Origin of the sequence: Parapedobacter lycopersici (genome assembly GCF_040395035.1) — a bacterium.
GTDB lineage: Bacteria > Bacteroidota > Bacteroidia > Sphingobacteriales > Sphingobacteriaceae > Parapedobacter > Parapedobacter lycopersici_A.
Genome location: NZ_JBEBRB010000007.1, coordinates 1 through 16,364, shown reverse-complemented (window position 1 = coordinate 16,364; position 16,364 = coordinate 1). Strand labels below are relative to the sequence as shown.

10 protein-coding genes are annotated in these 16,364 nt (G+C 52.5%); 1 reads left to right on the top strand and 9 read right to left on the bottom strand.

Going from position 1 to position 16,364, the window contains the following annotated elements; translation table 11 throughout:
- Positions 1 to 6: 6 nt before the first annotated feature.
- The 6 genes from ABWO75_RS03365 to dxs all read right to left on the bottom strand — a co-directional run bounded on the left by ABWO75_RS03365 (position 7) and on the right by dxs (position 12,177).
- Positions 7 to 3,372 (bottom strand): TonB-dependent receptor, encoded by a 3,366-nt coding sequence (locus ABWO75_RS03365; protein ID WP_353182551.1) that lies wholly within the window; start codon positions 3,370 to 3,372, stop codon positions 7 to 9.
- A 181-nt stretch (positions 3,373 to 3,553) separates the two neighbouring features.
- On the bottom strand, positions 3,554 to 4,759 hold the full coding sequence (locus tag ABWO75_RS03360; protein WP_353182549.1) for a FecR family protein: 1,206 nt from the start codon (positions 4,757 to 4,759) through the stop codon (positions 3,554 to 3,556).
- 69 nt (positions 4,760 to 4,828) lie between these two features.
- A complete protein-coding gene (locus ABWO75_RS03355) occupies positions 4,829 to 5,449 on the bottom strand; it encodes an RNA polymerase sigma factor (protein ID WP_353182547.1) in 621 nt (206 codons plus the stop codon).
- 86 nt (positions 5,450 to 5,535) lie between these two features.
- Entirely contained in the window at positions 5,536 to 8,337 is a 2,802-nt protein-coding gene (gene uvrA / locus ABWO75_RS03350) for an excinuclease ABC subunit UvrA (RefSeq protein WP_353182545.1), read from the bottom strand.
- Positions 8,338 to 8,493: 156 nt separating this feature from the next.
- Complete coding sequence (gene pafA / locus ABWO75_RS03345) at positions 8,494 to 10,143, bottom strand: alkaline phosphatase PafA (protein ID WP_353182543.1); 1,650 nt, start codon at positions 10,141 to 10,143, stop codon at positions 8,494 to 8,496.
- A 105-nt stretch (positions 10,144 to 10,248) separates the two neighbouring features.
- The gene (gene dxs, locus ABWO75_RS03340) at positions 10,249 to 12,177 is read right to left on the bottom strand and encodes a 1-deoxy-D-xylulose-5-phosphate synthase (RefSeq protein ID WP_353182541.1); all 1,929 of its coding nucleotides are present in this window, start codon (positions 12,175 to 12,177) and stop codon (positions 10,249 to 10,251) included.
- 182 nt (positions 12,178 to 12,359) lie between these two features.
- On the opposite strand from dxs, the gene ABWO75_RS03335 reads away from it, so the two are divergent.
- On the top strand, positions 12,360 to 13,118 hold the full coding sequence (locus ABWO75_RS03335) for a segregation and condensation protein A (RefSeq protein WP_353182539.1): 759 nt from the start codon (positions 12,360 to 12,362) through the stop codon (positions 13,116 to 13,118).
- A gap of 178 nt (positions 13,119 to 13,296) precedes the next feature.
- Here the strand turns inward: ABWO75_RS03335 and aat are convergent, their stop codons facing one another.
- The 3 genes from aat to ABWO75_RS03320 form a co-directional block, all read right to left on the bottom strand.
- On the bottom strand, positions 13,297 to 13,932 hold the full coding sequence (aat, locus tag ABWO75_RS03330) for a leucyl/phenylalanyl-tRNA--protein transferase (RefSeq protein WP_353182537.1): 636 nt from the start codon (positions 13,930 to 13,932) through the stop codon (positions 13,297 to 13,299).
- 241 nt (positions 13,933 to 14,173) lie between these two features.
- The gene (gene rbfA, locus ABWO75_RS03325; RefSeq protein ID WP_353182535.1) at positions 14,174 to 14,554 is read right to left on the bottom strand and encodes a 30S ribosome-binding factor RbfA; all 381 of its coding nucleotides are present in this window, start codon (positions 14,552 to 14,554) and stop codon (positions 14,174 to 14,176) included.
- Between the two features lie 108 nt (positions 14,555 to 14,662).
- A complete protein-coding gene (locus ABWO75_RS03320; protein ID WP_353182533.1) occupies positions 14,663 to 15,988 on the bottom strand; it encodes a PhoH family protein in 1,326 nt (441 codons plus the stop codon).
- Positions 15,989 to 16,364 lie beyond the last annotated feature (376 nt).

Sequence of the window (16,364 nt, the reverse complement as noted above, 5' to 3'; positions counted from 1 at the left end):
CCTGACTTAAAACCCTAGCTGAACACCGAACATAAAGGTCCGCGGCTGCGGTATCTGACCGGTGTCAATGCCTCTGCCGAAAATGAAGTCGCCGCTTCCGGTAACTTCAGGGTCATAACCTGAATAGTTGGTAAAGGTAAACAGGTTCTGCGCAGTTGCGTATATCCGCAGGCTGGAAACCACATTACCCGTCCAGTACTTCATCCCGTCGGAAGAAAAAGTATAGCCGAGGGTAACGTTGCGGATCCGGGCAAACCCGGCATTTTCCACAAACCAGGATGACGGACGGAGGTTCGCGGAAGTACCCGGATTCTGGCCGATACGCGCAATATCCGTGATGTCACCATTTTGCTTCCAGCTGCTTAACACGTCCGTTTTGGCATTAAACGGAAGCGCTACCCCTTCCAGGTAATACTTGGTGCCATTGATCAGCTGCACATCAGCAACGCCCTGTAATGACGCCATAAAGTCAAATTGTTTGTACGACAGGTTGATGTTTAACCCGTAATTCCACTTCGGAATCGGGCTGCCCAGGTAGGTTTTATCCACTTCGGTAACTACACCGTCGCCGTTTATGTCTTTGAAGATGCGGTCGCCCGGCAGCAGACCCGACTGGTACTCCGCATTGGGATCGCCGGTAACCTGTTGTGCCATTGCATTGTATTGGTCCACATCATTGCCGTCTATGGCAACGTGATCGTAGACAAAGCCATAGTAGGAGCCGATGGCATAACCCACGTCAGTACGCGTCATCGCCGGTACGGAATAGAAGGAACCGTCCATAATGGGAACGGCACCCTGTGTGCCCAGCGAGGTTACCTGGTTTTTGTTGTACGACCCGTTGACGTTAATGGCGTACTTCCAGTTGGTTGTATTTCCCTGATAGCCCAGTGATACCTCAAAGCCGCGGTTATAGGCAGACGCCGCGTTAATCAGCTGACTGCTGCTGGCGCCTGAAACACCACCATAACCGGTCGATAACGCCAAAGGCACTTCAACCAGCAGGTCTTCATTGTTACGGTCATAATAGCCAAGGCTTACCGACACGCTATTGTTAAATAAGCTCGCGTCGATGCCCGCGTCAATGGTGGTTGTTTCCTCCCATTTTAACGAAGGTGTTGCTGGTATGGCAATGGTTGCTCCATTTTGCAAGGTTTCATTGGGCCCTAACGGATATACTACGCTATTTGCCCGGCCGGTCCATACGTTAGACTGGAACGAGAATCCCGGGATGTTGGAGTTACCCGTTTTTCCCCAGCTTCCACGAAGTTTCAGGTCGGAGATCCATTCGATGTCCTGCATAAATGCCTCGTCGGATAGCCGCCAGCCCAGTCCGACAGACGGGAAATAACCTACCCGGTTGGCCTTGCTGAATAACGAGGTGGCATCCCGGCGACCGGTCAACGTGATAATGTAACGGTCTTTAAAGGCGTAGTTCACCCGACCGAAATATGAAATAAACCGGGCACCCGAGTTGGCAGATCCCGAACCGAAAGAGATGGTCTTTGCCGCCCCGATCTGATGGATCTCATCGTTCGGGAAATTGCTTCCCACCAGGTTTACCGACCGGGAGACGCCGCCGTCACGGTATGAATTTCCCGCCGTTACGGTTAAACTGTGATCTTTGAAGCGTTTATCATAGGTAAAGTAGTTTTCCCAGATGTAGCTCAGGTCGTAGCCGTAGTTTTCAGAAATCTGGTTTTGGGTCACCAGCTGGTTCGCTGCATACGTGGGGTTGTAGTTGTAATATTGGCTGAAGTTGTAGACACCGCCGATTTGCGACCGGAATTTCAGGCCGTCAATGATATCGATTTCGCCGAATAATTGCAGGTAGTTGTTCAATCCGCGGTCCTTGACGTCGCGCAGGTAAGGCTGTATCAGCGGGTTCTGGCTGTCGTTGCCGTCCAGTAAGCTGGTGGCAATCCCGAATCCGCCCAACTCGTTGCTGGGGTCATATACCGGAATATACGGGGGCATCCGCAGGCCGTTTACCACATTGGCGCTGACGCCATTGATGGTTTGATGACGGATACTCAGCGATTGGCCCAGCCGGATCCGCTGTCCTACGTGTTCCTGGAGGTTCAGGCGGATGTTGGCCCGCTGGAAATTGCGGTCCACAATCTGGCCGTCCTGTTTGGTGTAACCCGCCGAAACGTTATAGGTGATCCGCTCCGTTCCACCACCTACATTCAGGTAATGTTCATGGATGGTACCTGTTTTGAACATTTCATCCTGCCAGTCCGTCCGGGTGATAAGCGCATCGTCCGAGCCCACGCGGGATGGAAGTACCTGTCCCTGATTAGCGTACCATTCTTTGACAATGCCGGTATAATCGGCGGCGTTCAGCATATCAAACTGCTTCCAGGGATTTGATATACCAACATATCCGTTATAGGTTATTTGCGGGGCTCCGGTTTTTGGCCGCCGGGTTGTAACGATGACAACCCCGTTTGCGCCCTGCGCACCATAGATGGCCACAGACGATGCATCTTTCAGCACGGTAATATCCTGTATATCGTAAGGGCTTAACGAATTGAAGGTTCCCTGGTCACTTTGGATCCCATCAATTACGTAAAGAGGCGCCGCGTTGGTAAATGATCCGGTACCGCGGACGACAATCTGCGTACCCGATCCCGGCGCGCCGCTGTTGTTGATTACCTGTACGCCGGCAATCTTGCCTTGGATAAGCTGCGAGGTGTTGCTCACGGCCACGTCGCCGAAATCTTCGGATGAGGCGACACCCACGGCGCCGATGACATCGCGCCGGCTTTGTACACCATAGCCAACGACCACGACTTCATCCAGGTCGCTTACCTGCGCCCGCATGGTAACGTTGACCGGTCCTGAACCTGATATCGCTACTTCCTGCCGCGCATAACCCACAATGGTAAACACCAGTGTCTGTGCATTTTCACCCAAGCTAAGCTCGTAATTCCCCTGGTTATTGGTTACCGTTCCTCCGGTCGTTTCCTTTACCGACACCGTGACACCCTGTAACGGCTCACCCTGTTCGTTGGTCACCGTCCCCCGGATTTCCCGCTGAAGGCGGACGGCAGTGGCCGTGCTTCGTTCAGCCCGTGACTTCCGGTGCAGCAGCACGGTATTGTCCACAATCTGGTAGGTTAGTGGTTGATTGGAAAAGCAGGCATCCAGCACCCGCGCCAGCGGTGCGTTGCTGAATTGGAGATCCACCGGTCTCGTGCCCGACAAATGGGACGAGTTATAGAGGAAGTCGTACCCTGTCTGTTCCCTAATTTCGTTCAGGACGTCCGAAATGGAAGCCTCTTTGACATTGATTGTCACGCTCTGCGCATAGCCTATTGCACTCGCGTGCAGGAATGAAGCAGTTATCAACACGATGACAAGTTTCATGGCTAATAGTAGTCTGAATAATTGCCGCTGATAGCAGCAAAATACAATAGAAGTTTTATACATTTGACTAAATGTTTGGTTAGTAAATCGGTTTTCTGCTCAGGAAATGGATATTACAGGCCAGCCATTGCCGCCGGAAGCGCCGCGAACGCTTCTGGCTTTTTTGTGGCCAATGGTATTATTATTTCATGATGACCACCTCCTTTCCTTCTATTCTGAATTGTATGGGTGCAATCCGTTCCAGGTGATCAAAGAGCTGGGCGATACTTTTGGACCGTTGGAACGTGCCGGTAAACCGGTCGTTGAATTGTCCCTCATACGCTACTCGCTCGATATCATACCACCTTGATACTTTGTTGATGATGCTCTCAATGCGTTCGTCATTAAATCGGAAATAACCGTTTTTCCAGGCCATGGCCGATTGGATATCTGCCTTGGATTGCCAGATGCGTCCTGTCGCGCCGTCGGAAACAGCCTGTTCACCGGGTTTTAATGCGACACGGCTGCCATCCATGGAAACGTCCACTGCGCCTTCCAGTAGGGTGGTAACCACTTGCGGATCATCGGCATAGGCCGATACGTTGAAGTGGGTACCCAGCACCGCGATGGTACTTCCGTTCGCCTCAACCTTAAAGGGCTTCGCCGCGTTATGCGCGACTTCAAAATACGCTTCTCCGGTAAGGACCACCCGGCGTTCATCTCCGGTGAACGCCACCGGAAAACGGATGGCCGATGAGGTGTTTAGCCAAACGCGCGTCCCGTCGGGCAGAACCAGCTGGTGCGAATGCCCCTTCGGTGTACTGAATGTGTTAAACGGTACCTGTGCGCTGGTCACCTGCATAGACCGTGTATCGTACCAGACACTGCCGTCGGCCGTTATGCGGATCGCAATTCCCACCTGGCTGGCCAGCATGCCGACCATGCTGTCGTGCAGGACTAATGTTTCCCCGTTCGCCAGCGTAAGCATTGCCTGTGTGCCATCGGGCAACAGGATGTCGTCAGATGTCGCTGCTGCGGCCGGATGTTTCGGTGGGTACACGGTGGATCTGTAGGTATGGTACAACAAAAGCGCCGCGGAAATAGCAACCGTCCAGAGCGCCGCTATGCGGATCCACTTCCGGTAGGCTGGCCTTCGGGGCAGGGTAGGAGGCATTACCGTTGCTGCGCTGTGCTGCTGGATATGGGCGGTCAGTTTGTCGTAAATGCGTTCCTGCCGGTCGGATCCGAGCAACGCCGTCGGCTGTTCCGTTTTCAGCAACTCGTCAACCAGTGCAGATACTTGTTCCGGATCGCTGTTTTCCAGCTGCTGCAGCAGGACCTCGCAATCGCTTTTATCGATCGTATTATTGAAATAACGGGCCAGTAATTGCCGTAGCTGATTGTTCATGTTGTTGGTTAGCTAAGCGGGTATTTCCCCCCCCGCTTACAATAAGAACACCAGGGAGCACCGATAGGACTAGTGCGGCATGAAAAAAAATGAATAAATCCAGTGCGTGACCTGCTGGCAGCAGAGTAACCCGATGAGGTAAGTATATCCGGACTGATGCAGGGCGTTTTTCAGCGTCTTTAACGCCTGGACCATATGATTTTTCACGGTGTTGGGCGAAACACCGAGCTGCTTGGCAATCTCTTTGTGCGAGAGCCCCTCCATGCGGCTTAGGTTGAATACCAGCCGTTGCTGCTGCGGAAGCGTGGCAATGATCTCCTGTGCCTGCCGGTCCATGTCGGCGGCAAAAAACTCTTCTTCAGTCCGGTTGTGGGCCTGTTCAAGGTGATGCATCAGTTCGTCAAACAGCAACGTGGACTTCCGGATTTCACGGATGCGGTTAAGGCACAGCCGCTTGGTAATAACATATAAGTAAAACCAGGTATTGCCGGATTCGTCCAGCCCCTCGCGGTTTAGCCATAACTTTAAAAAGACGTCCTGGACGATCTCTTCACTCCATACCGGGCTCTTTAGAAAGCGGAAAGCCAACTGATACACCTGCTCACTATGGACATAGTAGATCTTGCGGAAAGCAGCCTCATCGCCTCCGATTAAGTTTCGAATATCCGCTGACGTGATCCGGTGTTGCAATGTTAAGTTTGAAATTGATTAATCAATAACAAACCTAACATAAAAACAAGATAATATAAAAAAATTGTTGAAGCAGGTTGTTCAGGTTAAACGGCAAGGTATCCTTTTAGGTAATGGCCCGTATGGGAACCCGCTTGTGCAGCCAGCGCTTCCGGCGTGCCTTCAAAAACAAGCCGCCCGCCCTGGTCGCCTCCCTCGGGTCCGATATCGATCACCCAGTCGGCGCTCTTGATCATATCCATATTGTGCTCAATGACCAGGATGCTGTTGCCCTGTGCAATAAGCGCATCGAAAGACTTCAGCAGTTTTTTGATGTCATGGAAATGCAGTCCGGTGGTGGGCTCATCGAAAATAAACAGTGTATTTTTACTGCTATTCCCCTTGATCAGAAAGGAAGCGAGTTTAATGCGCTGTGCCTCACCCCCCGAAAGGGTGCTGGACGACTGACCCAGTTTGACATAACCGAGTCCGACGTCGGCAAGGGGCTGTAACTTCGCCCGTATTTTTGGCTGGCCCGCGAAGAATTCAAGCGCCTCGTCGACACTCAGTTCCAGCAGGTCGGCCACATTTTTTTCATTCCAGGTAATATCCAGCACATGCTGTTTGAAGCGTTTTCCCCCGCAGGCCTCACAGGGCAATACAATATCAGCCATGAACTGCATTTCGATCTTCACCTCCCCTTCACCCTGGCAGACATCGCAGCGCCCCCCCTCCACATTGAAGGAAAAGGACGCCGGCTTCAGTCCGGCAGCTTTTGCTGCGGGCTGGGCGCTATACAATGCGCGCACCTCGTCCCAGGCCTTTACGTAGGTCACCGGATTGGAGCGCGACGAACGCCCGATGGGATTCTGGTCGACCAGCTCCACCTGCTCCACGCGCTGGATGTCGCCATCCATGCTGTCGTAGCGCCCCGTCTGTTCGCCTGAGTAGTTTCCGGTGGCTTTTTGCAGTGCCGGGTAGAGAATCCGCTTAACCAGTGAGGTCTTTCCCGAACCCGATACACCCGTAACCACGGTGAATACATGGAGCGGAAAACGGACATCGATGCCTTTCAGGTTATTTTCGCGGGCGCCCTTCACTACGATCGCGTCGTGCCACTTCCGGCGGCTGGCCGGTACGGGAATGCGGTCCCGGCCACTGAGGTAGCGGCCGGTCAGGCTATTTTCGTCGCGGAGAATCCCTTCATAAGTGCCATTGAAGATCAGCTGGCCGCCGTGCACCCCCGCTTCGGGACCGATATCAATCAGGTAATCCGCTGCCTGCATCATCTCCTGCTCATGCTCCACAACCAGTACGGTATTGCCGACATTCCGAAGGGATTTCAGCACGCCGATGAGCCGCTGGGTATCTCTTGGATGCAGCCCGATACTCGGTTCGTCAAGTACATAAATGGACCCGACCAGTGAGCTTCCCAGCGACGTGGCCAGGTTGATGCGCTGCGACTCGCCGCCGGAGAGCGTATTTGACAGCCGGTTGAGCGTCAGGTAACCCAGTCCCACATCGCTGAGGAACCGGAGCCGATTCGTGATCTCCGCCAGCAACCGTTTGGCAATGGCGGCCTCATTTTCGGTTAATTCGAGCGCTTTGAAAAATGCCAACGCCTGGTCCAGCGGCATCAGGACCACTTCCGATATGGATTTACCGTTGATTTTTACATAGGCAGCATCTTTGCGTAACCGTGTGCCATTGCACTCCGGGCAATCGGTTTTCCCCCGGTAACGGGAAAGCATGACGCGGTATTGAATTTTATAGGTCTGTTCTTCCAGCTCCTCGAAAAACTGGTTTAGTCCCCTGAAATAACGGTTGCCTTTCCAGAGCAGTGCCTGCTGGTCCGGTGTCAGGTCGGCATAAGCCCGGTGAATCGGAAAATCAAACTTCGTGGAATGCTGGATCAACTGTTGCAGCCATTCGCCCATTTTTTCGCCGCGCCAAGGGGCAATGGCACCGTCATATACAGACCGGCTCTTGTCCGGAACCACGAGGTCCGGATCAATGCCGATAACCCGTCCATACCCCTCGCAGCGTTTGCACGCTCCATACGGGTTGTTAAAGCTGAAAAAGTTTGGGGTAGGCTCCTCAAAGGTGATGTCATCCAGTTCAAACCGGTCAGAGAAGGCGTGAACAGCTTCCAGTGCCGCTACATAACAATCGCCCTTCCCTTCAAAAAAAGCCGTCTGTACGGAGTCGGCAATCCGGTTCCGCGTATCTTCCTCGGCATCCACGGTAATGCGGTCGATCACAATCTGCAGGTCACCTGATTTGGCTGTCGGGTTTTCCCGTGTTTCGTCTTCGAGCAGTGCCTCAATTTTATGTGCCTGCCCCTGATAAATGACCCGTACAAACCCTTTCTGGAGTAAAATAGCCAGTTCTTCCTTTAGCTTGCGCTTATTGGTGGGGTGCAACGGAGCACTGACGGTAACCACGGTGCCCATGGGCAATCCGGTGATGAAATGAGTGACCGAGGTAACGGTGTCTTTCCGGACTTCCTGGCCGGATATCGGAGAATACGTTTTTCCGATACGGGCATAGAGCAGTTTGAGGTAATCGTAAATTTCGGTGGAGGTACCTACCGTAGACCGCGGGTTGCTGGTAATGACCCGCTGCTCAATGGCAATAGCCGGAGCGATGCCTTTGATGTAGTCTACCTCGGGCTTGCCCATACGCCCCATAAACTGACGCGCGTACGAGGAAAGGCTTTCGACGTAACGGCGCTGCCCTTCGGCATACAGGGTGTCAAAAGCGAGGGACGATTTGCCCGAGCCCGACATGCCTGTAATGACGACAAGTTTGTTCTTTGGAATGGCTACGTCTACATTCTTTAGGTTATGTACACGTGCGCCTTTAATAATAATATGGGTCTTGGGGTCGAGCGTCGCTACTTCATTCATACTGATAAACCACCGGTAGGGAATGTGATGTATGGTGTCCTACAGATCGCGTATACAAAAATACGGAAAGTTGCCCGCTTCTAAAAAAATTAGGATCATAACATGCCGATTCCCCGGCACAACCAAGCTGCCGCGCCGGGGAATCGGTGTTGTTATTTAATTTCCCAGCACTTCCTGGATCGGCTGTCCGATATTGCCGTTGGGCTCTTCAATACGGAGCAGCGCGGCAAGCGTGGCAGCGATGTCAGTCATGTGTGTTTCGCGGTTGGTCTGCCCATGCTTGATGCCCCAGCCCATCCACACCAGTGGAATATGGGCGTCATAGGAACCCCACGTGCCATGGGTGCCGCCGGTGGCTCCCGGCGAGCCGCTGTACCATTGCGGTTCAAGAATGATCTGGATCACGCCGCTGCGTTTGGGGTTATACCCATTAACGATCCGCTCGCGGATGCGTGCGGGAATGGTGGCATGGGCCGCTTCCTCCATGTCAATGGCGAAAGCCACTCCGTCTACGCGGCGCAAAAAGTTAATTGCGGCCGTTTTGATTGCCTGCTCATCCAGTTTATTTGCACGGATGACGTCGTAATTCAGGTTGGCCTGGTAGTTCATGAAGTTACGCACGATATTGTCCTGCCCAAATTCCGCGGCCAGCGCCAAGTTGAGGTCTGCCAGCGTACTGCGTGTATCGAAGTAGCCCGCGTTCCCTTTTTTATCCATAAAAAACTGGGCGTTGTGCGAGGCGCCGTGGTCGGCGGTCAGGAACACGGTATATTCCCCTTTGCCAACGTTGCTGTCGAGGTAATCAAACAGCTTTTCCAGTTCGGCATCCAGGCGCAGGTAGGTGTCTTCAACCTCAATCGAATTCACCGCAAACTGATGGCCCACATAGTCGGGTGACGACAGGCTGACCGCAAGAAAATCCGTGAAACCGCCCGGGTTGCGCCCCAGTTGCTCATGGGCAATGGCGGCCTTGGCCAGATCGAGTGTCAGGGTGTTTCCAAACGGCGTATTGCGGATAAGTCCCAGTCCGTTCGCTTTAACTAGTTCGTTCAGCTTTCGGGGGAATACCGGCCGTTCCTCGCCCCGGAACTTTCCTTCGTACCCATTGTCGTCTTCCACGCTCTGCGTGTACGTGTCAATGGGATATAGTGTATTCCACTCTTGCTGAAGGTATTTTTCGGTCAATTTCTGTGCATTGAAATCCTGCACCCATTGGGGTAATTCTTCCATGTAAAATGAGCTGGAAATCCAGTTGCCTGAACTGCCCTCAAACCAATATGCCGCGTTCGCAAAGTGCCCTGCCGGCAGGATTCCGCCCCGGTCCTTCATTGCGATGCCGATGACTTTTGACCGGAAATTCGTGGCCAGCTTAAGCTGGTCGGTAATGGTGGAAGTGAGCAGGTTTCTGGGCGACATTTTTCCCTCGTCCGCCGTGGTGCCTACGCCGTGCACGTGGTCGTCGCCTGCGCAATACATCGATTGGCCGGTTTGCTGGATAATGAATTCATTGCCTGCAATGCCGTGAATGGCGGGTACACTGCCGGTATAAACCGTGCTGTGTCCGATACCGGTTACGGTTGGTACGTAATTAATGTACGTATTCTCACAGGTGAACCCATCGTTTAGCAGCCGTTTAAAGCCACCGTTTCCATACCGCTCATAATACCGATACAGGTAATCCCAGCGCATCTGGTCGACCATGATGCCCACGACCAGTTTTGGCCGGGGAATGGTTTCCTGTGCGTAAGAGGAGCTAATAAAAAGGGTGAGGATGAGGATCCAGCTGGTTTTCTTAAAAAATGTCATTTGTTTCATATTTAGCCAATAGAGATATGACTGGCTAAATTACTAAAACCATCCTGCTTTGCAAGTTAATTTACCGTGATGAATATGTGAAACAGCGTTGCCGGCTTACCCGACCATGCCATCGGCTTTGCGGACAGTCGCCAATGCGCGTGCGTGCGTGGCGATAGCCGTTGCATCATAGCCGCATTTTGCCCATAACTCATGCTGCTCGCCATGTTCAACCACCTCATCGGGAATACCCAGCCGTACCACGGTCGCCTGGTATTGATGGTCGGCCATAAACTCAAGTACCGCACTGCCGACACCGCCGTGCAGACAGCCGTCTTCGATGGTGATGATTTTGCTATACTTGCGAAAAACCTCGTGCAGCAGTGTTTCGTCCAGTGGCTTGGCAAAACGCAAGTCGTAATGTGCCGGAAAAATACCTTCCTCATTCAGCGTCACGCAGGCTTTTACTGCCTCGTTGCCGATGTGGCCGATACTCAGCAGGGCAAGCTCTTCGCCGTCGCATATTTTCCGGCCTTTTCCCACTTCGACCGCACGGAGTGGACGGCGCCAGTCCGGCATCACGCCCTGTCCTCGGGGATAGCGGATCACGAACGGGCCCCTGCCGTCCTGCTGGGCAGTATACATCAGGTTTCGCAGCTCCTCTTCATTCATCGGAGCGGAAACCGTCAGGTTGGGAATGCACCGCATGTAAGCCATGTCGTATGCGCCGTGATGCGTGGGTCCGTCGGCTCCGGCAATACCTGCACGGTCCAGGCAAAACACCACCTGCAGGTTTTGGACGGCTACATCGTGGATCACCTGGTCGTATGCCCGCTGCATAAAACTGGAGTAAATATTACAGAACGGCACCATGCCTTGCGTAGCCAGTCCCGCGGAAAAGGTAACGGCATGCTGTTCGGCGATCCCCACGTCGAACGCCCGGTTGGGCATCGCCTTCATCATGATGTTCATGGACGAACCCGATGGCATAGCCGGGGTGATGCCCATAATTTTATCGTTTTTTTCCGCCAGTTCCACCAGCGTATGCCCGAACACGTCCTGATATTTGGGGGCAGTGGGTTTATCGGTTTTGGATTTTTTGATTTCCCCCGTAATCTTATCAAAGAGTCCGGGTGCATGCCAGGTGGTCTGGTCCTTTTCGGCCAGCGCGTAGCCTTTTCCCTTGACGGTGATGCAATGCAGTAGTTTAGGGCCCGGAATATCACGCAGGTCGTTCAGCGTGCGGACAAGCCGTTTGACATCGTGACCGTCTACCGGCCCGAAATAGCGGAAATTGAGCGATTCAAAAAGGTTGCTGTTTTTCAGCAGGGTACCTTTGATGCTCTTCTCAATCTTCTTGACGAGTCCGAGCGCATCCGGCCCGATTTCGGATATCTTGGTAAGCACATGGGCGATATCGTCGCGGAATCGATTCCACGGCTTGGATGTCGTAATGTTGGTCAGGTATTCCTTGAGCGCGCCGACATTCGGATCGATGGACATGCAGTTGTCGTTCAGGATAACCAGCAGGTTGGACTGTTCAATGCCCGCATGGTTCAGCGCTTCAAATGCCATGCCTGCGGTCATGGCGCCGTCGCCGATGACAGCCACATGCTGCCGGTTAGTCTCTCCTTTATAATGCGAAGCTACCGCCATGCCCAGCGCGGCGGAGATGGACGTGGAAGAGTGACCTACCCCGAATGCATCGTATTCACTTTCGTCACGTTTCGGGAAACCGCTAAGGCCTCCCAATATCCGGTTGGTATGGAACTGTTCTCTCCGCCCGGTCAGTATTTTATGGCCATAAGCCTGATGGCCGACATCCCATACCAGCTGGTCGTACGGCGTATTGAGGACATAATGCAGCGCAACGGTCAGTTCTACTACCCCGAGACTCGCTGCAAAATGGCCGCCGTGTACAGACACCACATCGATGATGTACTGACGCAGTTCACGGCACAGCTCCGCCAGATCACGTTCGTTGAGCTGCTTGATGTCTGCAGGTGTGTGGATGTTTCTTAGTAGTTTTCCGGCTTCAATCTCCATAGTTGCCCAGATTTGGAAAATCGGTACAAAGTAACTAATAATTATTGATACCGCGTCGTTTAAATTGTAGCTGGCAAGCAGGCGCTGTAATAATGGGAAAACAGGAAAGGGGAGGGAATGTTTGGTGATTCACCGAATAGCATACAAAAGGTTATTGTCCAAATGCTTACTTTTGAACCGGCATGCAACCCGATGAAGGCTATGAAATAAAGCTTCCCCAGTTTGAGGGACCATTTGATTTGTTGTTGTTTTTTATTGAACGCGACGAATTGAATATCCACGATATTCCCATTGCCAAAATTACAACGGACTTCCTGGATTACATCCAGCAGATGCAGGCGCTAAACATGGAACTGGCCAGTGAATTTATCGTCGTGGCCGCTACGTTGATGCGCATTAAGGCCAAAATGCTGCTGCCACGTCCCGAACTGGATGAAGCAGGCAATGAAATCGACCCAAAGGAGGACCTTGTCCAGAAGCTCGTCCTGTATAAACAGTATAAGCTGGCGGCAGCCGAACTGGAGGTCTTTGCGGAAGAACGGGCAAAACGATTCCGCCGCGGGAACCTGGCGGCCGACCTTCAGCTGGCAACCGAACAGGCGGATATGGGCGACGAGCTGGCGACGCTGGACCTGTACCGGCTGATGGTGATGTATGAGAAGCTGATGTACAGCTACGGCAACCGCAGCAGGGAGGTACGGCACACCGTTGAGAAATACCCCTATACCATCGAACAGCAAAAGAAAGCCATCGCATCCTTGCTGGAGATAAACCAGCAGCTGGATTTCAGCCTGGTCGTGAAAAATTCAGCCAATAAAGTGCATTTTGTCTATAATTTCCTGGCGATCCTGGAAATGCTGCAGCAGCAGCTGCTGGAGTTACAGGTAGGCCTGGGCTTTAATAATTTCCGGGTTTCCGCCAAGGAAAAGCAGGCACCCTGATCCGTTTTCCCCGAATAATTTTTCACCGGAAGCCGTAACCCGAAACAGCCGGCCAATATATGAGGATAACCGTCCCTTTACGCGATTCATACGGCGTTCTGATCAAACCCGGACAGCATACGGATTGCCATGCCGAAAAGTTTCCGGCCGAAGGGGGTTGCGAAACTGAACCTGAGGGTCAGTCCTGCTGTAGGAAGTGGAGGTACGTTTCGCGGGCGATCATCCTCGCGCCGAGCGAAGCCAAATGGTCGGTATACACCTGACAATCGATCAATCGGTATCGTGCCGTTTCGCACAGGGCAATCAGCGCGGTTTTAGATGCATTTGCCCGGAGGCTGAACATGCTTTCTCCGCAGAATACCTGTCCAACAGCAACACCATATAATCCACCTGCCAGTTGGTCTGCGTACCAGACTTCCACGGAATGGGCGCGACCTAATTGGTGCAATGTGATGTAGGCTTCTTGCATTTCCCGGGTAATCCAGGTGCCATCCTGCCCCGGTCGCGTGTGATTGGCACAGTGTGCTATGACAGACCCAAAGGCCTGGTTATGGGTCACTTCAAACATTCCCGAACGGCATACTTTTCGCATGCTTTTGCTGATTTTCAGTTCTTCGGGGAAAAGAACGAAGCGTTCGTGGGGAGCGTACCATAGGATGGGGGTATCCTCGCTGTACCAGGGAAAAATCCCGTGTCCGTAAGCCTTCAGTAGCCGGTCAGGCTGCAGGTCGCCGCCTACGGCAAGCAATCCGTCCGGTTCGGCCAGTGCGGGGTCAGGAAAGTCGATGGAATTGGTGTCAAGTCGGAAAATCATTTCAGCAGCAAAGATAAGGATAACGGGCCGAAAAGAACGATGTGGACATCGTTCCGGAATGGCGCGCATTTGCTTCGGGATGAGTCCACCTTGTATCCACGGTGCGTCCACGTTGAGTCCACGTTAACGCGAAGGAATGCGCATGCACCCTGTACTTACCCTGCACACAGGGTGTACCCATTGCGAAGCAGTCCGGTAGTGGTTTGCCAGCGTGGTCGGGGGAGTCCGTACAGCACAGGAGTTATTCGTCGGTGTCCGGTTGCCTGGGTTCCTTGCTGATTTTATCGAACAGTTTATCCATGTGCTCCACATATTCGTTGGTGTCATCCAGGAAAAACTCCAGCTGTGGTACAATCCGCGCCTGGTTCTTAATGCGGGCGCCAAGTTTATAGCGGATTTCGCCGGCATGTGATTTAATATTAATCAGGTCCTCTTTTGCGTTCTTGATATGCAGAAAGCTCAGGTATACGCGCGCGATGGCCAGGTCGGGTGTTACGCGCACGCGGGTGACCGTAATAAATGCTCCCGGAGCCCAGGTATTTCCTTCGCGCTGGAAAAGTTCACCCAGATCCTGCTGTATAACGCCGGCAAATCGTTGCTGCCGCTTGCTTTCTGTGCTCATGATTGCTGTTCTTTTTACGTGTAAACTGGAAGAAAGATGGCTGGACTGGCCCGTAGGCTGATGCCGCGTCCATCGATTCCCGGCCCGGTCATACAAAGGTAGTGAATTTTACAACAATTCGTTGGCGAGGTTGGCCAGTTCGCTTCGCTCGCCCCGCTGCAGGGTGACATGTGCATAGCGGGGGTGATTCTTTACATTTTCGATGAGGTAGGACAGGCCATTACTTTCGGCATCCAGGTAAGGCGTGTCGATCTGGTAAATATCGCCGGTAAATACAATTTTAGTGTGTTCTCCAGCCCGGGAAATAATGGTTTTGATCTCGTGGGGAGTCAGGTTCTGCGCTTCATCCACGATAAAGAAAATCTTGGTAAGGGTACGGCCGCGGATGAAGGCCAGCGGTGCGATCGCGATTTTTTCCGTAGCGATCAGCTCATCAATTTTCGCGGTCATCCGGGCATCATCGGCATACTGTTCTTTGATGAAACGGATGTTGTCCCAGATCGGCGCCAGAAACGGGTCGGTCTTGGACTTGGCATCGCCGGGCAGGAATCCGATTTCCCGGTTGCTCAGCGGAATGACGGGGCGGGTGATGTAGATCTGACGGTAATTTTTCCGTTGTTCCAGCGCGCTGGCCAATGCCAACAGTGTTTTTCCTGTACCCGCATTTCCCTGGATGCTGACGAGCTGGATGTCGGGATTGGCGAGCGCATGCAGGGCAAAGGCCTGCTCCGGGTTGCGCGGCTTGATCCGGAATACCGGGTCGGCGGTTACTGGAGTAAGCGTGTGCGTACGCCGGTCGTAAAATGCATTGACCTTTTTGCGGCCGTGCATGAGGCTGTAAAACTGATTGGCACCGGGATGGTCCAGCGGTAACGAATCCGCGGGCACTGCAGTTTTATGCTTCAGGGTGTCGATCAATGCTTCGGGAATATGCTTCGCCGTGGTCTTTCCCGTATAAAGGGCATCCACATTTTTTATTTTGCCGGTCTCATAATCCTCCGCGGCTAGGTTCAGGGCCTTGGCCTTCAGCCGCAGGCAGATGTCTTTGGATACCAGCACAACCTGTTTGCCTGGGTTTTCCTCCATGAGCATGAGCGCGGCATTGATGATCTGATGGTCGAACTTGCTGTTACCAAAAATCTGCTCCGCATCCAATCCTTTGGGCCTGCCGGACAGGATGACCTTGAACTTTCCCTTAACCTGGCCTTTCAGGTGGATCCACTGATTGATCAGTTTTTTCCGGGATAACTGATCGATCATCCGGATAAACCCACGTGCTTCAAAATTCCGGGTCTCATTCCCGCCTTTCATGTTGTCAAGTTCCTCCAGTACCTGGATGGGAATGGCCACGTCATGCTCCTGGAAGTTATTCAGTGCATTGTGGTCATAGAGGATGACGGAAGTGTCCAGTACGAAAATTTTACGGGCAGCCATTCGTTGTCATTTAAGTGTGCTGAAGGAGGCATAAAATTACAATTTAATACACTCCGTGAAGGCGTTTTTATCATTTTTTTTAATATATCTTCCGGTATTGGGAAGAAATTCAGCGATTTCCGAAAACCTAAATTAACCCGGAATGTTAATAAGTTAGCGATCCGGTGATGTGAATAACGTGGACGGGATTGCTATTAAAAGCGTTTGAAGCCCGCCAGTGGATAAAAGCAATGTGGAAAAGCGGTGGAATTAAAGTGGAAAAGGTGTGTATAAAATCGAGCATTTTTTCTTGACAGGTAAGAATGAAGTGCTTACCTTAGTTTATATCAAGTACGAAGTTCTTTGAATCGCCCAACAGGCATCCGCAAAATGAAAA